The 22,098-nt window shown below is 43.3% G+C and carries 34 protein-coding genes, 1 tRNA gene and 1 pseudogene; 11 read left to right on the forward strand and 25 right to left on the reverse strand.

Features of this window, described 5'->3' with window-relative positions; all coding sequences use genetic code 11:
* Positions 1–9: 9 nt before the first annotated feature.
* The 8 genes from KOY49_RS05075 to tsaE all read right to left on the reverse strand — a co-directional run bounded on the left by KOY49_RS05075 (position 10) and on the right by tsaE (position 3,978).
* Positions 10–111, reverse strand: a complete 102-nt coding sequence (locus KOY49_RS05075; protein WP_269802137.1) for a histidine phosphatase family protein — start codon at positions 109–111, stop codon at positions 10–12.
* Complete coding sequence (locus tag KOY49_RS03995; RefSeq protein WP_232736095.1) at positions 111–638, reverse strand: NUDIX domain-containing protein; 528 nt, start codon at positions 636–638, stop codon at positions 111–113. The genes KOY49_RS05075 and KOY49_RS03995 overlap by 1 nt, the downstream gene beginning before the upstream one ends.
* On the reverse strand, positions 638–1,831 hold the full coding sequence (rny, locus tag KOY49_RS04000; protein ID WP_232736096.1) for a ribonuclease Y: 1,194 nt from the start codon (positions 1,829–1,831) through the stop codon (positions 638–640). The genes KOY49_RS03995 and rny overlap by 1 nt, the downstream gene beginning before the upstream one ends.
* Positions 1,818–1,973 (reverse strand): hypothetical protein, encoded by a 156-nt coding sequence (locus tag KOY49_RS04005; RefSeq protein ID WP_232736097.1) that lies wholly within the window; start codon positions 1,971–1,973, stop codon positions 1,818–1,820. Before KOY49_RS04005 ends, rny begins: the two co-directional genes overlap by 14 nt.
* A complete protein-coding gene (locus KOY49_RS04010) occupies positions 1,957–2,133 on the reverse strand; it encodes a hypothetical protein (protein ID WP_232736098.1) in 177 nt (58 codons plus the stop codon). Before KOY49_RS04010 ends, KOY49_RS04005 begins: the two co-directional genes overlap by 17 nt.
* Positions 2,134–2,309: 176 nt before the next feature.
* Positions 2,310–3,122, reverse strand: coding sequence for a hypothetical protein (locus tag KOY49_RS04015; RefSeq protein WP_039327736.1), 813 nt, complete (start codon positions 3,120–3,122; stop codon positions 2,310–2,312).
* 25 nt (positions 3,123–3,147) lie between these two features.
* Entirely contained in the window at positions 3,148–3,522 is a 375-nt protein-coding gene (tsaB, locus tag KOY49_RS04020) for a tRNA (adenosine(37)-N6)-threonylcarbamoyltransferase complex dimerization subunit type 1 TsaB (RefSeq protein WP_129635285.1), read from the reverse strand.
* A gap of 33 nt (positions 3,523–3,555) precedes the next feature.
* Positions 3,556–3,978: a tRNA (adenosine(37)-N6)-threonylcarbamoyltransferase complex ATPase subunit type 1 TsaE gene (gene tsaE / locus KOY49_RS04025; protein ID WP_232736099.1), complete on the reverse strand. Its 423-nt coding sequence runs from the start codon at positions 3,976–3,978 to the stop codon at positions 3,556–3,558.
* A gap of 60 nt (positions 3,979–4,038) precedes the next feature.
* Here tsaE and KOY49_RS04030 point away from each other — a divergent pair, with 60 nt between their 5' ends.
* The 9 genes from KOY49_RS04030 to KOY49_RS04065 all read left to right on the forward strand — a co-directional run bounded on the left by KOY49_RS04030 (position 4,039) and on the right by KOY49_RS04065 (position 10,215).
* Positions 4,039–5,082 carry a GspE/PulE family protein gene (locus KOY49_RS04030; RefSeq protein ID WP_269802138.1) on the forward strand — a complete coding sequence of 348 codons (1,044 nt, stop codon included), beginning with the start codon at positions 4,039–4,041 and terminating at the stop codon, positions 5,080–5,082.
* A complete protein-coding gene (locus KOY49_RS05080; protein ID WP_269802139.1) occupies positions 5,027–5,620 on the forward strand; it encodes a GspE/PulE family protein in 594 nt (197 codons plus the stop codon). The genes KOY49_RS04030 and KOY49_RS05080 overlap by 56 nt, the downstream gene beginning before the upstream one ends.
* Positions 5,621–5,672: 52 nt before the next feature.
* Positions 5,673–5,825 (forward strand): hypothetical protein, encoded by a 153-nt coding sequence (locus tag KOY49_RS04035; RefSeq protein WP_446680078.1) that lies wholly within the window; start codon positions 5,673–5,675, stop codon positions 5,823–5,825.
* 4 nt (positions 5,826–5,829) lie between these two features.
* Positions 5,830–7,056 (forward strand): type II secretion system F family protein, encoded by a 1,227-nt coding sequence (locus tag KOY49_RS04040; RefSeq protein WP_232736101.1) that lies wholly within the window; start codon positions 5,830–5,832, stop codon positions 7,054–7,056.
* A gap of 57 nt (positions 7,057–7,113) precedes the next feature.
* Positions 7,114–8,166 carry a type IV pilus assembly protein PilM gene (gene pilM, locus KOY49_RS04045; protein ID WP_232736102.1) on the forward strand — a complete coding sequence of 351 codons (1,053 nt, stop codon included), beginning with the start codon at positions 7,114–7,116 and terminating at the stop codon, positions 8,164–8,166.
* Complete coding sequence (locus KOY49_RS04050) at positions 8,159–8,734, forward strand: PilN domain-containing protein (RefSeq protein ID WP_232736103.1); 576 nt, start codon at positions 8,159–8,161, stop codon at positions 8,732–8,734. Before pilM ends, KOY49_RS04050 begins: the two co-directional genes overlap by 8 nt.
* A gap of 33 nt (positions 8,735–8,767) precedes the next feature.
* Positions 8,768–9,322, forward strand: coding sequence for a hypothetical protein (locus KOY49_RS04055; RefSeq protein WP_232736104.1), 555 nt, complete (start codon positions 8,768–8,770; stop codon positions 9,320–9,322).
* Positions 9,323–9,390: 68 nt separating this feature from the next.
* A complete protein-coding gene (locus KOY49_RS04060; protein WP_232736105.1) occupies positions 9,391–9,603 on the forward strand; it encodes a hypothetical protein in 213 nt (70 codons plus the stop codon).
* Between the two features lie 63 nt (positions 9,604–9,666).
* On the forward strand, positions 9,667–10,215 hold the full coding sequence (locus KOY49_RS04065) for a PRC-barrel domain-containing protein (RefSeq protein ID WP_232736106.1): 549 nt from the start codon (positions 9,667–9,669) through the stop codon (positions 10,213–10,215).
* Here KOY49_RS04065 and KOY49_RS04070 read toward each other — a convergent pair.
* The 3 genes from KOY49_RS04070 to recA are packed head-to-tail and all read right to left on the reverse strand — an operon-like array spanning position 10,212 to position 12,488.
* Complete coding sequence (locus KOY49_RS04070; RefSeq protein ID WP_232736107.1) at positions 10,212–10,865, reverse strand: regulatory protein RecX; 654 nt, start codon at positions 10,863–10,865, stop codon at positions 10,212–10,214. The genes KOY49_RS04065 and KOY49_RS04070 overlap by 4 nt on opposite strands.
* Before the next feature lie 43 nt (positions 10,866–10,908).
* Positions 10,909–11,433 (reverse strand): 2'-5' RNA ligase family protein, encoded by a 525-nt coding sequence (locus KOY49_RS04075; protein WP_232736108.1) that lies wholly within the window; start codon positions 11,431–11,433, stop codon positions 10,909–10,911.
* Positions 11,433–12,488, reverse strand: a complete 1,056-nt coding sequence (gene recA, locus KOY49_RS04080) for a recombinase RecA (protein WP_269802140.1) — start codon at positions 12,486–12,488, stop codon at positions 11,433–11,435. The genes KOY49_RS04075 and recA overlap by 1 nt, the downstream gene beginning before the upstream one ends.
* Before the next feature lie 67 nt (positions 12,489–12,555).
* Here recA and KOY49_RS04085 point away from each other — a divergent pair, with 67 nt between their 5' ends.
* Positions 12,556–12,948, forward strand: a complete 393-nt coding sequence (locus tag KOY49_RS04085; RefSeq protein ID WP_129637085.1) for a type II secretion system protein — start codon at positions 12,556–12,558, stop codon at positions 12,946–12,948.
* A 4-nt stretch (positions 12,949–12,952) separates the two neighbouring features.
* Here KOY49_RS04085 and KOY49_RS04090 read toward each other — a convergent pair whose 3' ends face one another.
* Both KOY49_RS04090 and ruvB read right to left on the reverse strand, forming a co-directional pair.
* Positions 12,953–13,789 (reverse strand): PH domain-containing protein, encoded by an 837-nt coding sequence (locus KOY49_RS04090; RefSeq protein ID WP_232736109.1) that lies wholly within the window; start codon positions 13,787–13,789, stop codon positions 12,953–12,955.
* A 52-nt stretch (positions 13,790–13,841) separates the two neighbouring features.
* A pseudogene (gene ruvB, locus KOY49_RS04095) lies at positions 13,842–14,899 on the reverse strand (Holliday junction branch migration DNA helicase RuvB).
* Positions 14,900–15,078: 179 nt separating this feature from the next.
* Here ruvB and KOY49_RS04100 point away from each other — a divergent pair.
* Positions 15,079–15,630 carry a DUF4352 domain-containing protein gene (locus KOY49_RS04100; protein ID WP_232736110.1) on the forward strand — a complete coding sequence of 184 codons (552 nt, stop codon included), beginning with the start codon at positions 15,079–15,081 and terminating at the stop codon, positions 15,628–15,630.
* A gap of 57 nt (positions 15,631–15,687) precedes the next feature.
* Here the strand turns inward: KOY49_RS04100 and ruvA are convergent, their stop codons facing one another.
* The 12 genes from ruvA to KOY49_RS04160 form a co-directional block, all read right to left on the reverse strand.
* Positions 15,688–16,263: a Holliday junction branch migration protein RuvA gene (ruvA, locus tag KOY49_RS04105; protein ID WP_232736111.1), complete on the reverse strand. Its 576-nt coding sequence runs from the start codon at positions 16,261–16,263 to the stop codon at positions 15,688–15,690.
* 7 nt (positions 16,264–16,270) lie between these two features.
* Positions 16,271–16,744 carry a crossover junction endodeoxyribonuclease RuvC gene (gene ruvC, locus KOY49_RS04110; protein WP_129631598.1) on the reverse strand — a complete coding sequence of 158 codons (474 nt, stop codon included), beginning with the start codon at positions 16,742–16,744 and terminating at the stop codon, positions 16,271–16,273.
* 16 nt (positions 16,745–16,760) lie between these two features.
* Positions 16,761–17,267: a hypothetical protein gene (locus KOY49_RS04115; protein ID WP_232736112.1), complete on the reverse strand. Its 507-nt coding sequence runs from the start codon at positions 17,265–17,267 to the stop codon at positions 16,761–16,763.
* Positions 17,248–17,649, reverse strand: coding sequence for a hypothetical protein (locus KOY49_RS04120; RefSeq protein ID WP_232736113.1), 402 nt, complete (start codon positions 17,647–17,649; stop codon positions 17,248–17,250). Before KOY49_RS04120 ends, KOY49_RS04115 begins: the two co-directional genes overlap by 20 nt.
* Positions 17,588–18,076: a hypothetical protein gene (locus KOY49_RS04125; protein WP_232736114.1), complete on the reverse strand. Its 489-nt coding sequence runs from the start codon at positions 18,074–18,076 to the stop codon at positions 17,588–17,590. Before KOY49_RS04125 ends, KOY49_RS04120 begins: the two co-directional genes overlap by 62 nt.
* Positions 18,054–18,287 (reverse strand): lamin tail domain-containing protein, encoded by a 234-nt coding sequence (locus KOY49_RS04130; RefSeq protein WP_232736115.1) that lies wholly within the window; start codon positions 18,285–18,287, stop codon positions 18,054–18,056. Before KOY49_RS04130 ends, KOY49_RS04125 begins: the two co-directional genes overlap by 23 nt.
* Before the next feature lie 165 nt (positions 18,288–18,452).
* On the reverse strand, positions 18,453–18,602 hold the full coding sequence (locus KOY49_RS04135) for a hypothetical protein (RefSeq protein WP_232736116.1): 150 nt from the start codon (positions 18,600–18,602) through the stop codon (positions 18,453–18,455).
* A gap of 99 nt (positions 18,603–18,701) precedes the next feature.
* Positions 18,702–19,418 (reverse strand): YebC/PmpR family DNA-binding transcriptional regulator, encoded by a 717-nt coding sequence (locus KOY49_RS04140; protein ID WP_129743740.1) that lies wholly within the window; start codon positions 19,416–19,418, stop codon positions 18,702–18,704.
* A gap of 47 nt (positions 19,419–19,465) precedes the next feature.
* A complete protein-coding gene (locus KOY49_RS04145; RefSeq protein ID WP_232736117.1) occupies positions 19,466–20,917 on the reverse strand; it encodes a ComEC/Rec2 family competence protein in 1,452 nt (483 codons plus the stop codon).
* Between the two features lie 67 nt (positions 20,918–20,984).
* A tRNA-Lys gene (locus KOY49_RS04150) sits at positions 20,985–21,061 on the reverse strand.
* 47 nt (positions 21,062–21,108) lie between these two features.
* Entirely contained in the window at positions 21,109–21,588 is a 480-nt protein-coding gene (locus KOY49_RS04155; protein WP_232736118.1) for a hypothetical protein, read from the reverse strand.
* A complete protein-coding gene (locus KOY49_RS04160; protein WP_232736119.1) occupies positions 21,585–22,076 on the reverse strand; it encodes a DUF192 domain-containing protein in 492 nt (163 codons plus the stop codon). Before KOY49_RS04160 ends, KOY49_RS04155 begins: the two co-directional genes overlap by 4 nt.
* Positions 22,077–22,098: the final 22 nt, after the last annotated feature.

Consider the following 22,098-nt stretch of genomic DNA (forward strand, 5'->3'; position numbering starts at 1 on the left):
ACAGTGTCATTAGGAACCTTTTTCCGTCAAATTAACATCCGTCCAGCCAGTCCACTTACCGAGCAGATTCCACTCGCTCTCACCGTGCCGACTAATAACTAATATTCCCATTATTTACCTCCAATCATCGGCGCAAAAAATTCTACAACTTCTTTTTTCACGCCGTCATTATCAATAATTTTCGTATTTACGTAACCGAATTTATCAATTGCCCAAAATCTGATTGCCCAGAGCAGCGACATGTCCTCAAAATCAACCTCATTTTTGGCAATAAATTTACTAGCCACAATTTCCGATTCCTGCAATTTTATCTCAGAAAAAGCATCGTTTTCTAACTTCGTAAAAAACACAAATTGATGTGTCAAAAACTCATCAGAATGACGCGAAGCAACCATCGCAAGCTTCAGATCCCCAGGATCGACTTGAATGTCGACTTCTTCTTCCACCTCGCGCACCGCCGCTTCCAGCGGAGATTCTCCAGCGTCAACAATACCACCAGGCAGAGACCAATGGTCTTTATAGCCAGCCTTGACGATCAATAGTTCGCCCTGCTCATTTTCAATCAACACCGCCGCACTAGAAAAACGCCTGTCCAAACTTGCCAACCAAGCCCGTCGCTCTTCATCTGTAAATTTCATTATTTAGCAAACTCAATTGCTCGCGTTTCGCGAATCACGTTAACCTTAATCGTGCCAGGATATTGCATTGTCGACTCAATTTTCGTCGCAATATCTCGCGCCAATTTAATCGCCGACAAATCATCAATCGTCTGAGGTTTCACAATCACACGAACTTCACGGCCAGCAGAAATCGCGTAAGCCTTATCAATTCCCTCAAAGCTCGTAGCGACATTTTCCAAATCGCGCATTCGCTCTGCAAAGTTTTCAGCAGAAACATTACGAGCACCTGGACGCGCAGCCGAAGCCGCGTCGCAAACTCGAACAATAATCGCCTCTGGAGTTGTCGCTTCGATATCATCGTGGTGCGCTTCGATTGCGTGAACAATTCTCTCATCCATGCCATATTTACGAGCCAATTCCGCCCCAATATGATGATGTTTGCCCTCAATTTTATGCGACACAGCCTTACCGACATCATGAAGAAGTGTAGCAATTTTCGTAATGCGCACATCCGCACCAATTTCCTCAGCAATCATTCCAGCAATTTGCGCCATCTCAGTCGAATGCTTCAAAACGTTCTGACCGAAGCTGGTACGAAACTTCAATTCACCAAGCAGTAGCAGCATCTCCTTCGGAATCCCAACCACGCCAGTTTCGCGCATAGCATCTTCACCAGCTTGTCGAACCTCTTTTTCAATCTGTTTTTTAGCCTTAGCAACCACCTCTTCAATACGCGCAGGATGAATACGACCATCCTTCATTAACATCTCAAGACTCAAGCGAGCCACTTGTCGGCGAACAGGATCAAAACTCGACAAAATAATCATGCCAGGTGTATCGTCAACTAAAATATCGACACCAGTTTCGCGCTGCAGCGCCTGAATATTACGCCCTTCCTTACCAATAATTCGACCCTTCATCTCATCATCAGTCAACTTAACAGCAGTCACCGTACGCTCAGCAGTAACTTCACTACTCATTCGTTCCATCGCAGTCACTAAGATCATTTGCGCCCGCTCTTCAGCGTCATCCATTGCGTCATGCTGTAATTTCGACACCAAACCGACCAAGTCTTGCTTAATGTCGCGCTCAGTCATCTGCATCAACTTGTCAGCAGCATCTTTTTTCTTCAATCCAGCGATTTTTTCAAACTTCTCCTGCTGACGGGGGCGAATATCGCGAATTTCATTTTTAAGATTATCCAACTTCATCCTCATGCGCGCGCAATTTTTCTGCTCGTCGATCAAGCTCCTCCAACTTATTGTCCAGAGTCTTCTCGCGATCCGCCAAACGATTTTCGGTCTTTTGCCATTCCTTGCGACGCTCATTTTCAATCCTAAATAAGCGCCTCATCCTTAGCCTTAAAGACAATATCGCTCGCCTTAGTTTTCGCATCTGCCAGATCTCGCTCAATCTGATTTTTACCGTTAATTTGGCGAGTTCTCTGATATCCAACAAGACCAGCAGCACCCGCGCCAGCTCCAATAGCCGCGGCAATAATTACTTCTATCATTATCATTCCTTTCCGATCAGCCGCCCCTGAGTGTTCGTCTCAAGGAAAAATATCAACAGCCAATCAACTTCAAACTATCTAACTCGGCGAATCAAAAATCACAAACCGCCATAATTTAATTATACACGGTTTTAGAAGTTTTCGCACGGAAAGTTGGCAGAAAAATCACCGAACGGCTACTTGCTTTTTATGAAAAATATAATTCCAGCAATAATAAACAGCATCCAAATCATAGAAGCAAAGAAATAATCAATCACCCAGAGTACAGTAGCCTGAAGCAAATTTCCCTCTATGCCGTTATAGCCGCCAAATATGGTCACAATTATTTTAGTCGCGTAAAGCACCACTGGTATAGTCATGAGCATGATGCCAATTCTGCGAAAACTTTTTGATCGCTCTATTATTTTTTCACTGGCAATTTTATTTTTTGAGGCCTCGTCATATATCCAGAATAATTTGTCTTTACGCTTTAGTAAAAACCATAAGTAAGCAGATCCAACTATCGATACAATAACAAACACATATTGCATATTCGCTATATAATGCACCTCGCGTAAAATACCGCAGACTACATCTGATGCTTCATCGTATTTACAATCGCTAGAGTTATAAAATAACACAATCGGCATTAACACCACACTGACTAGAAGCGGAGCAATTGTCATATATATAGCAATAATCCTTTGACCATAACAATCAACCCGGTGTATCTCTTTGGAGACAAGAATACTCTGAGCTAAAATATTAACCCCAAACAAGAATATCGCAAAACTAATTAATTCTACGCCTTTAGCGCCAGTGTCGTTGAACGCTACAGCGACCAACGACATTACAAATACAAAAATCGCATACAACACCATCCCCAAACTGCCAACAAAAATAGCCGCCTCCGCCGCGCTGTTTGGCTGAGGCATATCGACTTTCGCGGCTTTTGCGGTCTTCTTCCTACGTTTTATCGGTTGTTTTGGTTTTATGGCGTGCTCTGTCATGCTGCAAATTATAGCATAAGTATGATTATTTTCGCGGCGCAGTGATATTCGCAGCAGCACCGTACTCTGGCATAACAATTTTTTCATTCTCACCAGAACGCAATTTACCCAAAGCCAAATCACGCCAATTATCACCCATCGCACCAACAATAGGAATATTCAAGCTGTCCGCCAAGGTATTCACAACCGTCAAACCAATTCTCAGCCCCGTAAAACTTCCCGGCCCTTTCATCACACCAATACCGCTTATCAGATGCAAATCACCAGTCTTTTCCTCCAAAAATTTCAACAAATTCCGCGCCAACGTTCGCCCAGCTTCCCATTCAAAATCCTGACGATTTTCTCCATTGACTATTGTCAAAAAACATGTTGATGTTGAAGTATCTAATAAAATTATCACGCCATATTCTCCTTTATTTTTCCCAAAAGTTCATCAGATTTTTTGCCGCCAGGATAAAATTCCACAAGCCGCCCCTTCTTCGCTAATCGCAGTAATTTTTATCACCAACCGATCACTCGGCAATGCATCATCAACAGCACCAGCCCATTCAACTACAACCACCGAATTAGAAGCCGCCACTTCGCGAATCTCCTCGCTCATAATTCCAGCATTTCCCAATCTATAAAAATCGTAATGCGCCAAACTCAAACCGCGAGGTGAATCGTACACGCGCGAAATCGTGAAAGTTGGACTCTGAACTGGCTCGTCAATCTCTAAAGCCTGCGCAATTCCCTTCGTCAATGTAGTTTTCCCCGCGCCAATATCACCGACCAATTCCAGAACTTCCCCGCCAGAAACAGACCGACCAATTGCCGCGCCCAATTCTCGCATTTTCTCTTCACTAGAAATATTCACTCTTACATTATACTATGCTAGCTTTTTTTTGGCGATGATAGTACAATAACCATAAGAGTTATGCGTGTTTCAGACCAGACAATTGAGAGCATTCTGAAACAAGGTGGGGTTATTGATGAGCCGCAGCTTGCTGATTTGAAATTGATCGCTGAACGGTCAAAACTGGAAACATTACAAGAAACCACTATTGAACAAAAAGTCATTTCTGAGGAAGATTTGACAAAGTTAATCGGCGATTATATAGGCGTGCCTTTCGTGCGAATTGAGCCAAACGATATTCCCGAAGATATATTGAAACGAATTCCTGAACATATCGCGCGCCAGTATAATGTTGTACTTTTTGAGAAAAATGAGGACGACAGCTTGTCGCTTGCGATGGAAGACCCAGACGACGTGCAGGCGTTGAACTTTATTCAGAAAGAAATTGGCTACAACACTAAGGTTTTCCTAGCGACAAAAAGCAACATTTTGGACTGTTTGGAAAATTATCGCGGTAATATCAACGCCGAGCTTGACGAAGTTATTGCGGTACAAAAAGACGCTTCCGCCGAAGACCAAAACGTCAGCCAAGACGATTTTGCGGAAAATTCACCAATTGCCCAAACTGTTAATTTGTTACTGGAATATGCCATAAAATCCAACGCTTCCGACATTCACATTGAGCCGCGCGAAGATTACGTTCAGGTTCGTTACCGAATTGACGGTGTTTTGAAGGAAGTTAACAAATTGCCACGAAACGTTCACGGCGCTTTGGTGAGCCGCATTAAAATTCTCTCCAATCTGAAAATTGACGAACGCCGCGTGCCACAGGACGGACGATTTAAGATAAAAGTTTCAGGAAAACAATACGCGCTTCGTGTTTCGACATTGCCAATTGCTGACGGCGAAAAAGTGGTTATGCGTATTTTGGACGAATCGAACCAGGCTGTTAAACTGGATCAGCTCGGCTACTGGGGTCTGTCGCTCGCAACCGTAAAAGACGCAATGGCTCAGCCGAACGGAATGATCCTGGTGACTGGGCCGACTGGATCGGGAAAATCGACCAACTTTGTTCAGTATTCTGTCAGAGCTCAATACTCCAGATGTCAATATTTCCACAATTGAAGACCCAGTAGAATATAAAATCCCAGGAGTCAATCAAACCCAGACCAACGCCAAAGCCGGGATGACTTTCGCTTCAGGACTAAGGGCACTACTTCGCCAAGACCCAAATATCATCATGGTCGGAGAAATTCGCGACGGCGAAACCGCAAACCTTGGTGTTCAAGCGGCGCTAACTGGACACTTGGTGTTCTCCACTCTACACACAAATAACGCTGCAACATGTTTGCCACGTCTGCTGGATATGGGAATTGAGCCATTCTTGATCGCTTCAACCGTGAAGGCGGTGATTGGACAGCGACTAGTTAGGCGCCTATGTATGAATTGCCGCCAAGAATACACTCCAAACGAAGAAGAAATAAAATATATCACCGAAATGTTTAAGATAAACACAGAGTCGATTAAAAAAATTCACAATCTCGAAGAACAGGCTTTTGAGGATAAAAATTGGCGGCGACACACCCATGGGATCAACAGATTCAACAATCGGACGATTATGGAAGCCAAACCCAGAAGGTTGCGACGAATGAGCAGAGCATAACGGATTCAAAGGTCGCGTTGGCACTTACGAGGTTCTTGGCATATCCATCCCTATCCAAAAAATGATTACCGCCAACGCCACCAGCAACGATATTCAAGATCAAGCAATCTCCGAAGGCATGGTGACAATGCAGATGGACGGAATCATTAAATCACTGCGCGGGATCACCACCGTGGACGAAGTTTTGAGGGCAACAAGGGAGTAACATTATGCCAATTTTTGAATATTTGCTTGTCAATAAAAAGAAAGAGACCGTCTCTTCAACAATTGAAGCAGCCGACAAACTATCTGCCATTAATAATTTGAGGTCACGCGGACAATTGATAAAAATTGAAGAAAAAGGCGCAAAAAAAGAGCTTAGTTTTTCTTTCGGCAAGAAAAAGAAAGGCGCCAAGACTGAAGAATTGGTGATGTTTACTCGCCAATTAAGTGCCATGGTTTCAGCTGGCGTTCCTATTCTTCGTTCCCTTAACTCTATGGCAAAACACGCCGAAAGCGCCAATTTCCGAGACACGATCAACGCCGTAATTAAAGACATTGAAGGCGGCATGTCTTTCGCGGACGCTCTGAGTAAACATCCAGAAACCTTCAATGATATTTACGTGAACATGGTTGCCGCGGGTGAAACCGGAGGTATTTTGGACGACATCTTAAAACGCCTAGCTCTACAACAAGAAAAAAACTCATCCATGAAGAAAAAAATTAAAGGCGCCATGACATATCCGATCGTACTTTTAATCATTACGATCATCGCCTTCTTTATCCTGATGATCTTCATTATTCCAGTCATCGGTAAAACCATTAAAGACATGGGCGGACCTGACGCCAAAATACCACTACTTACTGAGATTATGCTCGGAATTAGCGATTTTGTAGTGTCGTTTTGGTATATAATCATTCCAATATTTGTCGGAAGCATTTGGCTATTGATTCGCTACATTAAAACCCCAAAAGGTCGCGTAAAATTTCACAATATCATCATCAAAGTTCCAGCTGTCGGTCCAATTGTTAAAAAGGTGGCAATCGCCCGCTTTACTCGAACCTTCTCCGCTCTCATCGGCGCGGGCGTGGCTGTACTTGAAGCACTGGACGTAACTTCGCGCGCCGTCGGAAATGTCGCCTACGAAAAATCCCTAAAAGAAGCCACCAGGCGAGTCCAAAACGGTGAAGTTTTATCAAAAATTATCGCAGAGCAGGACAATTTATATCCGCCAATCGTAGCACAGATGTTGTCTGTCGGCGAAGAAACCGGACAAACAGACAAAGTTCTAGTTAAAGTCGCCGACTTTTACGAAGAAGAAGTCGATACCGCGATTGACGGCGTTAGCTCTATTATCGAGCCAGTGATGATCGTTGCAATGGGTGTTGTTATTGCCCTGGTGGCGGTTAGTGTTATGGGTCCAATTACAAGTATGGCGGGTCAAGTTAAGGAATAATAGTTTTTCAAAAAAGCTTATGCTATAATACCGATATATAGGTGGGAAAATAATAACGTGTCGAGCATATTTTATAGAAAAAAACCAATTATCGGCCTAGATATCAGCCGAACAAGCATAAAAGTAATGTCGATTGACAGAAATCGGATGCTAGTTCATGGATATGGATCGATTAACCTCGATTCTCAAAAAAGCGACGGAAATTCTACAGACAACACTGAATATTTGGCGCAGAATATCAAAAAGTTATTGAAGAAAAACGTCGTAGGACAAATTAATAGCAACCGCGTGGCGCTGGGCATACCAACCAACCGAACATTCTCGCGAACATTTAGCCTACCTGTGAAAGAAGAAAGCAATATTCGCAGTGCGGTAAATTTGGAAGCCGAACAATACATTCCAGCTCCATTAGATTCTCTTTATTTGGACTATCGAATCATCAATCGCACGAAAGATGAACTTAGTGTGCTAATGTGTGCCGCACCGAAGAAAATGATCGACAGTATGTTAGACGCCACAAAACAATGCGGCCTGGAAGTTGCAATAATTGAGCCGAACATCAGCGCAATCGCTAGACTTCTGAAGCGCACAGAAGAAGGAATGCTTCCTACTGTTATTGTCGACATAGGCACATCAACTACAGATATTGCAATTCTAGATTCTGATATACGTGTGACGGGCGGCTTAAATGTTGGCGGCTATTCACTCACCTTAAATTTAGCTAAAAAAATGAATGTACCAATTGAGACAGCTCATCAATTTAAGGTATTAAACGGATTAAACCCCGGCCCAAGGCAAGCCAGAATCGCAGGAGCCTTGCGCCCAAGTTTGGAAAAAATGACCAACGAAGTTAAGCGCGTTATGCGATATTACACAGACCGCTTCCCTGATGAGAAAAAAATCGAGCAAATTCTCATAGTTGGCGGCGGCGGCAACTTACCAGGAATCGGTGATTTTTTCACAAACGAGCTATTAATGCCAGCGCGCGTGGCAAGTCCGTGGCAAATGCTCAATTTCGATGGACTAGAGCAGCCAGCAAAACAGCTTCGCTCCCAGCTATCACCAGTTGCGGGACTAGCCTTAATCAAGCAGGAGGATATTTATGATTAACCTTCTCCCTCCTCAAGAAAAAAAGCAAATCAGCGCCGGGCGAGTAAACGTCATCTTAAGACGATACTGCATCATATCATTGATATTTGCAGGTTTGCTATTCTTAACTATTGGCGGATTTTATCTATTCTTAGAAAATAGCCGCACCTCAGCTCAAGCTAACATCGACGAAGGAAATGCCAAACTTGCTCAATACCAATCGACGCAAAAAGAAGTTAGCGAGTTTAAGAAAGACCTCGACTCAGCCAAGGTAATCATCAACAGCGAAGCTCATTACTCTACAATTATTCCAAAAATTGCACAATACATACCATCAGGTATGGTTTTGGATTCTCTAACACTAGACACTTCAGCGTTAGATAAACCATTGTCATTAACAGCTCTCGGAAAAAATAGGGATGACGCTATTCGAATAAAAACCAGCTTAGAAAAGTCAGAAATATTTAGTGACGTTCACTTGGAGACTGTTGTTTATAGCGGCGGCAACCAATCGTCAGACAAACCTGCGGATTATCCAATTACTATAACAATTAGCGTTACGCCAAAGCCAGAGGTCTTAAAACAATGAAAAAAGTTCTAAATGCCAGTATCGCGCGAATTCTTGTCGTTATTATTGCTCATAATATTGTCAGCAATGGTAGGACTAGTTATTTTCGCCTATTCATTCTTAAGTAAAACATCAGAAGAAGTTGGAAAAATGCAAACAGAAGCAATTGCAGTTGATGCAAAAATACAAAGTTTGCTAGCGTCAAAATCTCAGCTCGATCGCAATTCCGACACAGTTAAAAAAGCAAAGAATATCGTCTCAGAATCGAAACTTTATCAATATCAAAATCAGATCATCCAAGATCTAAATACCTACGCCGACCGCGCCGGCATTCCGATTAAATCTTTCTCTTTCCAAAACGAACCAACAACTTCTGCCAAGACAACGACACCTAGCAAGCAAACATCCACCAGCCCTGCTGGAGTAAAAAGCACTTTCGTATCAATTCAATTGGGAGATCATATAGATTACACGAAATTTCTACATTTCCTTAGTCTTATTGAAAAAAATGTCACTCGAATGCAGCTTTCAGGCGTGTCAATCTCCAGAGGTGCAAATAATCATGAAATATCAATCCAATCACTTGAAGTAAAGGTTTATACACGATGAGTCCATCAATATCAGAACAGCTCGAGCCAATCGTAAAATCACTGTCCAAATTCCTGTGGCGATTTCATGTGATAATATATAGCGTTGTCGTAATCGGAGGCGTAGCAATCGCGATATTTCTTTTGAGTGGACTTTTAGCAGTTCCTACCGAAGAACCACAAACCGCATCAATAAGCTTCGATAAAAAAACCATGAAAATTATTAAAGACTTCCGACCGTCAACTTCAGCAAACGACTCATTTAGTCTGCCGGCTGGTCGCTCCAATCCGTTTGCCGAATAGAACACAACCGTTTATAATATAGTTATGCTTATATCCGCAGATCGCTTCCTTGATATTCCCGTCATGAGTCTTCAGACGGGCTCTGAACTGGCGCGAACATCGCGGGAAATTATCAATCCGAAGAATTTGTCTATAATCGCATATGAGCTCGAGGGGCGGCTTTTGGACCAACATCCTAGTTTACTTCGCATTGACGACGTCAGAGAAATTGGGCCGCTCGGTATGATTATCGATTCAACTGATGAGATTATCGGAATTGATGACGTGATTACTATAAAAGAAATTTATGACATCAATTTTACATTAAAAGACAAGTTGGTTATTGATGAAAAAAATAAGAAAATCGGAAAAGTTATCGGATATACGTTGGCGGCTGGGAATTTTATTATACAACAACTCCGAATTCGGCGACCGTTCTTGAAAAGTTTTGGCGACACAGAGCTACTTATTCATCGTTCTCAGATTATAAAAGTAACCGACGATAAAATTGTTGTAAAATCAGCAACTATCTCGCACATAGCCGAAAAAACACCTATTCCGCAGATAAATTCATACGAAAATCCATTCCGCAAGCAGCCTCGTCCGCAACCAGAATCTACAAAAGTCGATTAATCATTTGGGTTTTCAAGAGCCTTCTTAATGTCGTCGTAAGAAAAACCCTGCCTAGCCAAATATTGCATAAACTTCTGTTGGTCGCTATATCGATAACGTTTTTTAGCAATAACCTTCCGCAATTCCTCGTCATCAGAGCGAATATTCTCTTTAACTAACGACTCAATCGTTGTATTATCAATTCCCTTTTGCGCCAGTTCCAATTTCAAACGACGAATACTGGCGCCTTTTTTCATGAACCGCTGCTCAAACCAAAATCGAGCAAATTTTTCATCGTCCAAATATTTTTTCTCAATAAGACGATCCAAGACGCGCTCAGCAATCTCCGGCTTTATTCCAGGACGTTCAATAATTTTTCCAGTTTTCGCCGAACGTCGACGAGTCGCTAGCGTTTTCCGACGCAGGTAATCGCGCACTTCTTTGATGGCTCGCGGACGCATTAAGCAGTACTCTATAGACCTAGCATACAACTTGCCAAACTGACTATCGTCTTCTAGTTTCGAAATTTCCTCTTCCGTATATTCGCGACCAATCTTAATGCCTAGTTCGCCGACCTGAAATACGTCCAAGCTAAAACGATATTTCCCGTCAACGCTTACATTGACACGATTTTTATCACGAGCCTGAAGAGAAATATCGGTGATTTTCATAAAACTATTATAGCGCTAAAACTATACGCTAGCTACTGGTGGACTATTCGACCACCTCAACCACTTTGCCATGCATGCCGTTATAACAAGCAGCAGCACGCGGCTTAGTAATAACCGGCAGTTGGCGCGGAATGGCACTCATATCGACATCGCCAAGCGTACCAGCCTCGACACACCCAATCGTAATGTGTGGACGAAATCCATCGATATCCAGCCCTGGATGAATGTCGTCCAGTATTTCAAGCAACTTCCGACGTACTTCAACCATCCAGGAGGTTTTCTGTACACGCAATTCAACACAAACACAGTTACCGGCTTCATCTGGCAAGAAGTTGACACCGTCAAGTACCAGTTTGTCTAGGGACGGCAACGCAGCGGCAGCTAACTTGAGACGCGGTATATCCTGCTCAGTTACATTAATCAGCGTTGCGTGTGGAATAAACTCACCGAAATCAAGATTCATTTTTTCCGACAGTTCTCGAAGGTAAGCAGTCTGCTCGTTATCAAAAATAAGATTAACTGACGCCATGTGGTGTTCGGCTGAATATCTGGACTCTACTGCTCGCATTACTTTTCCTCCTCCTTCACTTTATCGCGCACTTTCTGATCAATTTCCGCCAAAACCTCAGGATTTTCCTTCAAGTAAGTCTTCGTTTTATCGCGCCCTTGACCAATCGTTTCGCCGTTATATTTATAAAACGCACCCGACTTTTCAATTATACCATGCGTTGCCGCCAAGTCCAGAATATCGCCAGTTTTACTAATTCCCTCGTTGTACATAATGTCAAATTCAGCCACGCGGAACGGCGGTGCGATCTTATTTTTCACGACCTTAATTTTCGTGCGGTTACCAATAATATCATCGCCAACTTTAATCTGACCAATTCGACGAATATCAATTCGCTGCGACGCATAAAATTTCAAGGCATTACCGCCAGTTGTCGTTTCAGGATTGCCAAACATCACGCCAATTTTCATACGAATCTGATTGATAAAGATCACCGTGGCTTTTGACTTATTGATAATTCCCGTCAATTTACGTAGAGCCTGACTCATCAATCGAGCCTGAAGACCCATATGAGAATCACCCATATCGCCATCAATTTCAGCCTGTGGCGTCAAGGCAGCCACCGAGTCGACTATCACCAAATCCACCGCGTTCGAACGAACCAACGTTTCCGTAATTTCCAATGCTTGCTCGCCGTTATCTGGCTGAGAAACCAACAAATTTTCCGTGTCCACACCCAGACGCTTGGCGTATGCTGGATCAAGCGCGTGCTCGGCATCAATAAACGCCGCCGTTCCACCCTGCTTCTGAATTTCTGCAATAGCGTGAAGCGTCAATGTTGTCTTACCTGAGCTTTCTGGACCATAAATTTCTATGATACGACCTTTTGGATATCCGCCACCAAGCGCCAAATCCAAACTCAAAGCACCAGAAGGAATTACTTCAACATCAACTTTATGAGCCTCGCCCAATTTCATAATTGATCCGTCGCCAAATTGCTTGGTGATTTGATCCATCGCTAGACCAAGCGCCTTAAGCTTACCTTCATCAACTTTTTTATCCGATGCCTGACTTGACTTTTCTGGATTTACTGTTTTACTGTCTGATTTTGCCATAGCATTCCCTCCTTAGTTACTTCCTTTATTATACCGATTTGTCGCAAGATTTGCTATAATTACATTCATGAATAAGCGAAACGGTTTCACTATTATTGAACTTTTGGTTGTAGCGACTTTCTTGATTATTATCGCAATCTTAGGTTTCTCACAATATACAAAATTGACCAACGAATCAAACAACGCCAAAAAACGCACCGCGATTAACGCCATGCATTATAGCCTGGAAGAAGGTTTTTACGTTAAAAATGGCTATTACCCAGAGAAGTTAGAAGAAGGTACGCTTCCGACTATGGATCCCGCGTTGTTAAAAGATCCGCAAGGTAAGAAAATTGGCGAAAAAGACAGCAGTTACCGCTATGAATCTTCAAATTGTAATGACGGAAAATGTAAGTCATACAAACTTGTTGCGACGCTTGTCGATGAAGATGACTACGTAAAAGAAAGTCGCCATAAATAATTAGCTAATCATCACAAACAGGACGGCCATTCTTAAAGTCTTCAATGGCATTATTGATTATCGCAATTTGCTTGCGTGGATTTGCCACAAAATGGAATATATATGTCGTTTCTTCACCCTCGGTGCTGAGGCGAATCGTGCCATAATTGAAAAGAGTCTGAATAATGCCTGATTGGAGGAAGCTTGCATCCTCAATACTGCCTAAGCTCACCGTTTGCTCGTGCCGATAAAATAAACTACCCTGGATTTCCTGAATCACACTTTCGTTGGTCATGTAAAAGTGATTTTGCAAATATATCCACAAGGACACCGCACCACCAAGCGCCACCAGCCCAATAAGCAACATTGCCACGCCAAACACATCGGTCAGTGAAGGCATCGGCGAGATAATTGCGTCACGAGCAATTGACGGATAAAACATCACAAACACCATGATCATCACCACCAAGAAAACCGAAATTCCCGTCGGGATTAGCATACCAATTGGATGGCGTTTAATATCCAAAATAATATATTCGCCTTCGCTCAAATTGAGATTCGGGTATTGCTGAACTGATTTTTCGTGTTTTTGCTTCAGGTCATCGCTAATAGTAAACGGCTTCGGGTCAATATCCCTGGCAACATGTACGACTTGCGGTTCATTAGCATATTGACTACGCAATCGCGGATCAAAATTCTCCCCATCAATAATTTCTGGCCTTGCCGTCACATAAGAATTCGTCTGCGCCACAACTGGAGCTGGACGACCAGTCTGCGGTGGATGATGGTATAGCGGTCGACCATCAGCATCGTACGCAACAGGCTGCGTTAAATCTTCTGACGAGGATGTTTGTGGATTCATGCCTATATTATAACATAAGATAGCCTTGTTTTTTGCTCATGGCGGCTCCTAGTTAAGTTTGTCTGGTTTTATTAAACACAAAAAGCCGAAGAATACGATAACTATTTTCCAAATGTCGCTTCGCCTTAATCGTCACTCGACGACCACGCGGTGTGCGCTCAATAAAACCAATTTGCAACAAATATGGTTCATAAAAATCCTCAATTGTCGTCGATTCGTCACCAATCAAAGCAGCAACGGTTGCCAAACCAACAGGAGCAGCCCCAGAATTTGTCCAGAATCGACTCAAAGAAATTACGATCCAGCCACATCCAAACCCAACCCATCCACATCCAGCATACCCAAAGCAGCATCGTTGCAATTTCCACATCAATGACGCCGTCGCCATTAACATCGGCATAATCACGAACGCGCTCACAAAAGGCGATTGGCAATACGCGGCGTCAACCGCGCCCGCGCTCGACAACTAAAACCGCACCCTCACCACCCATATCCACGACTCCAAAAGTCGTAGCACAACGCGCAACAATAGTCGCAAAATCCTCAGGCGGATAAAACTCCAAACGAGATAAGATGACCGAAACGATCACGCAAAGGAGCCGCCAAAATGCCGGTTCGCGTCGTCGCACCAATCACCGTAAATCGCGGCAAATCTAATCGAATTGATCGCGCTGCCGGACCTTTTCCAATCACAATATCCAGCTTAAAATCTTCCATTGCGGAGTACAAAATTTCCTCCACAGACCGACCCAACCGATGAATCTCATCGATAAACAGAATATCGCCGTCCGACAAATTAGTCAGAATCGACGCCAAATCGCCCGCTTTTTCAATAGCTGGACCACTAGTAATCCGCAGATTCGTACCCATTTCATTAGCAATCACCGTCGCCATAGTTGTTTTACCAAGCCCCGGCGGACCATATAATAATACGTGATCCAACGGCTCGCCGCGCTTTTTAGCCGCATCAATCGCCAAGCGCAAATTACGTTTTAATCTTTCCTGACCAACATACTCAGCAAAACTCTGCGGACGCAGACTCACCTCAATTCGCTGCTCTTCAGAATCATCATCATGCGAACTTGTATCAACTATTCTTTCAATTGCCATACACTAATTATATCATTTGTAGTACAATAGGGGTGTCTACATCTAGAACCAGGCGTTTTGAGCGCATTGTTTACGTGCATAATGGGCAGCCGTTATCGAGCGTAAACTTGCGTTCTAGGTGTAGACAGCCAAATTTAACGGCTGTCCTTTTTGTTGGGCGGCACATCTCATAGGAGGGGATGATGAACACAAGCGAGAAAAAACCAATTTTTAAGAAGGTGTGGTTTTGGGTAATTATTGTTATTATTGTGATTGGAGTATCCAGCGCATCGCAACAGAACAAAGCCACTGTCGTCAATACAAACAATAATAACGCTACTTCGGAAAATAAACCAACCGAAAAAACTACTTTCAAAGTTGGTGAAACTATCGCTTTCGACGGCAAGGAGGTGACTGTTAAATCAATTGATCGCGACTGGAAATCAGATAACCAGTTTATTAAGGCTAATGACGGAAAAGAATTCGTTAAAGTGAATGTGTCAATTGTCAACAAATCAGATAGTGAATTGTCTTTCAATACATTCGATTGGAAAATTGAGGACACGAATGGTGCCATTGAAGGACCAAGCGGCACAGCCTTCACTGCAAGCGACAACCTAGGGTCTGGCGACCTAGCAGTCAACGGCAAAAAAGAAGGTTCTGTTATATTTGAAGTTGCAAAAGATTCAAAAATTAAAATTCACTACCAGCCATCGTTTTGGTCAAATAAAAAAATTACCATTGAGCCGTAAGAAAACTAATTATCATTACGAGGACGCTATTGCTTTTAGCGTCCTTTTCTATATTTACTATCGCTTCAAAGCCTCAGTTACTCGCTGAGATGTTGGCAAATTGACATCGACGTTTTCAAGTGCCTTAGTGGCATCCGCTAATGTATAGCCCAAAGCCATCAACGCCTCCAAAGCCTCATCAGAAGTGTTTAATTCAGTCTGCAATGGAGTTTCCGTTCGGCCGTAATGAGTCGGTAAACCAACTTTATCACTCAAATCAACCACCACTCGCTCGGCAGTTTTTTTGCCAACGCCAGTAGCCTTTTGCACAAAGCCGCTGTCAGCATTAGCAATAGCGTTACGCACTTGCTCGGCATCACCCAAGCTAAAAATAGCCAGCGCAGCCTTCGGACCAACCCCCTGAACCGTGATTAGCATTTCAAATAACTTTTTCGCCGCCAAACTAGAAAACCCAAACAACTCCTCCGACTGTTCGCGCACGTGATGATAAGTGTAAAATTTTACTTCTTGATCTAATATCACCGCGTCAAAATCATTAGTCGCCACACTAACTTCATATCCAACACCATGAACATCAATGACTAACGAGCCGTTAAACTTCTCAGCAACTTTTCCAAAAACATGTGCAATCATATTTCAATTATACCCGATTCATCGCCGCGTGTGTAATTGCTGCAGCCAAAGCGTCCGCGCAGTCATCCGGCTTAGGAACATCTTTCAAGCCCAAATTAAGGCGCACCATTTCCTGAACTTGCTTTTTATCAGCCTTGCCATATCCGGTCAAAGTTTGTTTTATTTGCAACGGCGTATATTCAGCAATTGGCATTCCGGCTTTTCGCCCAGTCAACATCGCCACACCGCGCGCTTCCGCCACAGAAATCGCCGTCGTAACATTGCGCGCAAAAAATAGCTTTTCAATCGACATAACATCAGGATTTGTTTCGGCAATAATTTCTGTCAGGCTATCAAAAATATCTTCAAGCCTTTCGTCAATTGGCGTATGTGCCGGCGTCGTCACAACTCCCGCCGTGACCATCTTAAACTTGCCACGAGAAAAATCAATCACACCAAACCCCAAAATTCCCGTTCCCGGGTCAATCCCGATAATTCTCATATCTTTATTATAGCAATTATTTACCGCTTGCGGATTTAATGCTTTCGCGGATTTTTCGTACAAATTGCGAAATTTCCCATCGCCACTGCCATACGCCATAACCAACAGCCAGTAAGCTCACGCCACCAAACACCCACCAACCCCAAGTAGCGCCAGCGACTTGTTTAACCTCAGCAGCCGCCGAGCCAACAGTTGGCATATTTGCAGATTTTATCTTTCGACATCGCTTAGTTTGCGGATTACGCTCAAATCCTTCTGGGCATTCTTTTGCTATATCATCAGTGGAGGCAATTTTCTTACATCGACCCGTAGCCGAATTGCGGAATTGACCTTCTGGGCAAGGCTTCAAAGTTTTTGCCGCAACCGATGCGATAGATCGACATCTGCCAGTTTCTTCACTACGATAATAGCCATCTTTACAGGGCGTAATAGTTTTTGCCGCTTCAATCTTTCGACAACGGCGAGTTTCCGGATGACGATATTGACCAACAGGACAAGGACTTTCAACGTGGCGGGGTGGCAATTTTCACACATTTGCCCAGCACATTTCGTTCATAGCCGTTCTGACAGTCTGGATATTCCTTAAAGATATTCTCAGAATTTTCAGTTATCATAAACGTTTGCATCCACTCATCATCAATCAAACTCCACGAAGAGCTTTTCGCTAACTTCTCATATTCAGCGGAATCAATTTTCGAGCCAGCCTCGTCTAATAAATAAACTTTTCCTTTTGTTTTTGGCAATTTCAGCTTCGTATTTTTTATTTTGATCACCAAAAATTCACCAGGATTTAATTCGATATCACCAATATTTTCACGAACGCCAGCATCGCCAACCGCCAATTTACAGCCTGTCGTAATGACGGTTTTTTCGCCAGAATTGACAAACCTCAATGAATTGTTCATCAACATTCGACGCAATTTCACTTAGCTTCAGACCTTCACATTTATTCAACTCCTTTGGAGATTCAGGTTTGGGCTCTGGACTCTTACAATTCGGACGTGAATACGGCACAATTTCCTGATTGTCAGAACCTTTACTCGATAAAAAATCAGTGGAATTATTTTTCGAATCAATAATAGTTCCATCAATAAAACAGCGCCAAACAATTTTCACACCGCCTTTAATTGGCGAGCCTGCAAACTTTGAATTACTCCCCCAGCCAACAATATCTGAAACCGACCCGTCCAAGCGCGACAACACGACCGATCCATCATTTTGAGCCAAACCTAAATTATTATCAAACTTTATGGCGCCCGCCAACATCTTATCATTCGACAAAACCAAAAATCCGTTCGCCAAGATTACTTCATCCTTGAAAATCTTTTCCAACGGTTTTAGCGCCAGATCCAGCGTAATACTCTATTTTCCAACCAGCCAAATCAACATTCTGATTCGTCGGATTATAAATCTCAACATATTTTTTATCCTGACTAATCTTTGAAATTAATATCGGAACATTTTCTTCTGCGCTTCTCATCTGAAGATTATCTATTTTTGGCGGCTCAGATTCGGGATTTGGACTCGGACTTTGAAGACTCATTCACTGACGGCAGGAATTTCGCTACTCGACACTATTTGAAGACGAATTCTCCGTTGGAGTCTCGGGATTTTCACTTGAATGGGAAGATGAAGTGATATTGCTATCGAACTGCCACCTATCAACAACTTGTCAACAACTGGATATCTCACTACCCCAGACTTAGAACTATAAGGCAACAGTATCAACAGCCTCAACATAATCAACCGACGACTCTTGAGGAGTACAACCCGAAACACCCTCCGCCAAAACCAACGGCGACGGCATTATTAGTGCCGCGGCTAGTATCATAAGTAGTGTGTTACGCAAATACTTCATGCTCGCTCCTTGCTTATGGTTAATCATCTTTAGTTTAGCGTACTTTTTGTCAAATTAAAAATCGCCCCAAAAAAGGAGCGATTCCTTAAAGCGATAATTTTATTCCGCTGTGATATCCGCATTCGTATGAACATTCACAACGTCATCCAAATCGTCCAACGCATCAATCATTTTCATCAATTTCTGCGCAGTTTCCATGTCGGCAATTTCTATCGGCGTATTGGCAATATATCGCAGTTCCGCATCTTTAACCTTCAAGCCTTGTTCAACCAATTTATTCCGCACGCTCGCCAAATCTTTCAACTCCGTATACACGATAATCTCGCCATCTTCCTCGACAGCATCTTCAGCGCCAGCGTCCAAAACCGCTAGCAACAAATCTTCCCCGCTGCCTTCGATAGTAATGACGCCTTTGCGCGTAAATTGGAACATCACACTACCAGCATCAGCAATTCGCCCGCCATTTTTAACCAACGCAGTTTTTACCTCTGGCAATGTTCGATTGCGATTATCTGTCGCCGTTTCAATAATAACACCCACGCCGCCAGGACCATAACCTTCGTAAGCAATTTCTTCCAAAGCCGCCGCGCTCTTATCCGCCACTCGGTCAATTGCTCGCTGGATGTTTGCGCTAGGCATATTCGCGGCCTTAGCTTTTTCAATTGCCATCGCCAAACTTGAGTTCAGCGCTGGATCTGTGCCGCCACGTGCCGCAATAGCAATTTGATTACCCAATTTCGTAAAAATCGCGCCGCGCTTAGCGTCAACAATCGCTTTTTGTCGGTGAGTTGTAGCCCATTTACTGTGTCCTGACATAATTTCTCCTAAAGTTATTTGCTATTTCAATCTGTTACTATTATACACTACTCCACAATATTTATCTTAGCGAGGTCCAATTTAGTTTGCTTTTTCATCCAAATCATTGCCAAAATTAGCGCCACATATAAAACCGCACACTGCCACAAATTGATACTAACTTCCATTTGAGCCCACTCAAATCCAGCCGTCCAATTGGTGACTTGAATCATATAACCAAGTAGCCACGTCGTCGGAATTGCAATCAACGCGCCAATCATCGGCACAAAAACCAGCACGCCCGACATAAACGTCAGCAGCATCGCTAGCGGCACAAACGGCAAAATCAGCATATTCGCAATTAACGCCACATTGCTAATAACACCAAAACTCATCATAAGTAGCGGCAATGTCATAATTTGCGCCGACAAAGTTTCAATTAAAATTTGTCGAAACGCGCCCGGCTCTTTATTGCCAAAAAAGTAAGAATGCAAAAGCGGCGCCAACATAATTACGCCCGCAAACGAAGCAAAGCTTAATTGCCAGCCCAAATCGCCCCAACCAAATTGCGGATTTATCAATAGCGTAATTGCCGCCGACACAGGAAGCAGAACCAGCGGATGAATTGTCCGACCATAATACCACGCCGCCAAACTCAGTCCCGCCACCAAACCAGCCCTCGACATACTAGGACTTAATCCAGTCACCGCCATAAAACCAATTATCATAACAGCCGCGCTGAGCATCGCTAAATATTTTGATCGCTTGGCGAATAATCGTCGCGCTAAACGAACTAAAATTGTTAAATTGTAGCCGCTCGCCACCACGATATGTGTCAATCCGGCAATTTTCAAATTGTCACTTAATTCAGTCGGCATAGCACGCCGCAAGCCCAATAAAAATCCCAGCCCCAACGCGGACTCTGATTCCGGAATATGCTCGCGAACCCGCCCCGCAAACCAATCACGAACCCCCACCGCCACATCGCCCGGAACGGGTCTTTCGGCGCTAATAATTTTCGCCCGATATACGCTTGCTGAAAAAGCCCCAAATCCCGCCGTCATTTTACCCTTAACTCTCACAATATCACTGCGCTTAATTGAGTTTTTATCTGGCGTCGTCACCCAAATTTGTCCCGGCAATTTTTCATTATTCATCCGCAAATTGCCCAATCTAAGAACCGTTTGACCATTTTTATCGAGATCAGGATCCTCCAAGACTTGACCCTGGACAATTGCAACTTTTCCGATTAACGAATCATAAATCTCCACACCTTTTCTGCCGATTTCACCGCGCCAAAGACCAACCAAAACTCCAGAAATAATTGCTAAAATCACAAAAAATCGCCAGCGCCAAATTGCCACAATTACAAAAATAGCCAGCCCGACCAATAAAAATAATGGGTTCATCGCAAACGACCGCGGTATGTAATGGATGGAAATTACGCCAATTGTCAGACCGAGACACCACGCCGCCACCAACCAAGAAATATGCAACTTCTCAAATAGCCATCTATTCATACTTAAAGTATATCTACATTTGGAGCTACAAAAAAGACTCCACCAAGGGAGTCGATTTCATCAAATTTGGAGGGTCCACCGGGGCTTGAACCCGGGACACCCTGCTTAAAAGGCAGGTGCTCTAACCAGCTGAGCTATGGACCCATTCGGAATATCCGCTTTCTTCATCCTAGCACAAACCAACACAAAGGTCAATGCTTAGCGAGTTTATGTCCGCCAGTATGTAGTGAAAAAATGTCAATTAAACCACACACCAAACCAAACGTAGCCACATATCGCCAATTATTCGCGAAAATCTTATACAGCTCCAGCGCCTGTCCGTCTAGTGATATATATTTTCCCAGAGGAACCACCAATAGCGCTGCTGTCAAAAACGCGATTCCCACCGCCGAGACAATTCTCTCATGTTTTTTCTGATATCTAGGTCCGCTTAGAAGAAGCATAATTAACGGAACCAACGTTAAGACTAATCCCGAAATTACACCATTTGGCAATAAACCAGTTTCCAATTTCAAGCCGTCCAACACTCCCGTCAGCCAGCTACCCCACCATTCTGATAGTAAAAATCCCGTCGCCAACGACAACGCCAATGGACCGAATCTTCGAGATGAAACAAATGCAACCGCAAAAACCGTTACTAAAATTGCTCCAAATAGAATTATCACGCTCATTTATCCTCCTCCAAATCAAATTTTACCGGTGACCCAACTGTAGCGCTCGCCCGCTTAGCAACTCCCGCCTTCACCTCCAACACGTACTTTGCCGGAACTGGTGGCGCATATTTTTCATGCGGCTCAGCATCTGGCTTGACGTTATGTTTTACATAGACAACGCGCTTTTTATCATTGATCCAAATCATATCGACCGAAAACTTCATATCTTTCATCCACATTTTATGACGATCGTTATGATCAAACACAAACAGCATGGCATAATTCTCATCAATTCCCAGCCTTCCAGACAGACCTTTCCGCTGCGATTCTTCATCATTAGCAATTTCCGCCCGAAGCATCGTCTTATTCAGGTAAATCATTTCCGTTTTTGGCGAAACCGTTCGAAAAGCATAAAAAATTGCCCCACCAATAACCATCAGCATTCCGCAGATAAATATCCATTTGATGACAGTTTGAGTTACTGTCGAGTGACGAGGCTCGTCCATAAACCTATTATAACAAGTTTAT

Source organism: Candidatus Minimicrobia vallesae, assembly GCF_018866205.1.
Lineage (GTDB): Bacteria > Patescibacteriota > Saccharimonadia > Saccharimonadales > Saccharimonadaceae > Nanosynbacter > Nanosynbacter vallesae.

What these genes read in the sequence shown, in the direction of transcription:
- KOY49_RS05075 (WP_269802137.1), bottom strand. Translation starts at nt 111, where the DNA reads ATGGGAATATTAGTTATTAGTCGGCACGGTGAGAGCGAGTGGAATCTG.
- KOY49_RS03995 (WP_232736095.1), bottom strand. Translation starts at nt 638, where the DNA reads ATGAAATTTACAGATGAAGAGCGACGGGCTTGGTTGGCAAGTTTGGAC.
- rny (WP_232736096.1), bottom strand. Translation starts at nt 1,831, where the DNA reads ATGAAGTTGGATAATCTTAAAAATGAAATTCGCGATATTCGCCCCCGT.
- KOY49_RS04005 (WP_232736097.1), bottom strand. Translation starts at nt 1,973, where the DNA reads ATGAGGCGCTTATTTAGGATTGAAAATGAGCGTCGCAAGGAATGGCAA.
- KOY49_RS04010 (WP_232736098.1), bottom strand. Translation starts at nt 2,133, where the DNA reads ATGATAGAAGTAATTATTGCCGCGGCTATTGGAGCTGGCGCGGGTGCT.
- KOY49_RS04015 (WP_039327736.1), bottom strand. Translation starts at nt 3,122, where the DNA reads ATGACAGAGCACGCCATAAAACCAAAACAACCGATAAAACGTAGGAAG.
- KOY49_RS04030 (WP_269802138.1), top strand. Translation starts at nt 4,039, where the DNA reads ATGCGTGTTTCAGACCAGACAATTGAGAGCATTCTGAAACAAGGTGGG.
- KOY49_RS04040 (WP_232736101.1), top strand. Translation starts at nt 5,830, where the DNA reads ATGCCAATTTTTGAATATTTGCTTGTCAATAAAAAGAAAGAGACCGTC.
- KOY49_RS04050 (WP_232736103.1), top strand. Translation starts at nt 8,159, where the DNA reads ATGATTAACCTTCTCCCTCCTCAAGAAAAAAAGCAAATCAGCGCCGGG.
- KOY49_RS04065 (WP_232736106.1), top strand. Translation starts at nt 9,667, where the DNA reads ATGAGTCTTCAGACGGGCTCTGAACTGGCGCGAACATCGCGGGAAATT.
- KOY49_RS04070 (WP_232736107.1), bottom strand. Translation starts at nt 10,865, where the DNA reads ATGAAAATCACCGATATTTCTCTTCAGGCTCGTGATAAAAATCGTGTC.
- KOY49_RS04075 (WP_232736108.1), bottom strand. Translation starts at nt 11,433, where the DNA reads ATGCGAGCAGTAGAGTCCAGATATTCAGCCGAACACCACATGGCGTCA.
- recA (WP_269802140.1), bottom strand. Translation starts at nt 12,488, where the DNA reads ATGGCAAAATCAGACAGTAAAACAGTAAATCCAGAAAAGTCAAGTCAG.
- KOY49_RS04085 (WP_129637085.1), top strand. Translation starts at nt 12,556, where the DNA reads ATGAATAAGCGAAACGGTTTCACTATTATTGAACTTTTGGTTGTAGCG.
- KOY49_RS04090 (WP_232736109.1), bottom strand. Translation starts at nt 13,789, where the DNA reads ATGAATCCACAAACATCCTCGTCAGAAGATTTAACGCAGCCTGTTGCG.
- KOY49_RS04100 (WP_232736110.1), top strand. Translation starts at nt 15,079, where the DNA reads ATGATGAACACAAGCGAGAAAAAACCAATTTTTAAGAAGGTGTGGTTT.
- ruvA (WP_232736111.1), bottom strand. Translation starts at nt 16,263, where the DNA reads ATGATTGCACATGTTTTTGGAAAAGTTGCTGAGAAGTTTAACGGCTCG.
- ruvC (WP_129631598.1), bottom strand. Translation starts at nt 16,744, where the DNA reads ATGAGAATTATCGGGATTGACCCGGGAACGGGAATTTTGGGGTTTGGT.
- KOY49_RS04120 (WP_232736113.1), bottom strand. Translation starts at nt 17,649, where the DNA reads ATGAACAATTCATTGAGGTTTGTCAATTCTGGCGAAAAAACCGTCATT.
- KOY49_RS04130 (WP_232736115.1), bottom strand. Translation starts at nt 18,287, where the DNA reads ATGAGTCTTCAAAGTCCGAGTCCAAATCCCGAATCTGAGCCGCCAAAA.
- KOY49_RS04135 (WP_232736116.1), bottom strand. Translation starts at nt 18,602, where the DNA reads ATGAAGTATTTGCGTAACACACTACTTATGATACTAGCCGCGGCACTA.
- KOY49_RS04140 (WP_129743740.1), bottom strand. Translation starts at nt 19,418, where the DNA reads ATGTCAGGACACAGTAAATGGGCTACAACTCACCGACAAAAAGCGATT.
- KOY49_RS04145 (WP_232736117.1), bottom strand. Translation starts at nt 20,917, where the DNA reads ATGAATAGATGGCTATTTGAGAAGTTGCATATTTCTTGGTTGGTGGCG.
- KOY49_RS04155 (WP_232736118.1), bottom strand. Translation starts at nt 21,588, where the DNA reads ATGAGCGTGATAATTCTATTTGGAGCAATTTTAGTAACGGTTTTTGCG.
- KOY49_RS04160 (WP_232736119.1), bottom strand. Translation starts at nt 22,076, where the DNA reads ATGGACGAGCCTCGTCACTCGACAGTAACTCAAACTGTCATCAAATGG.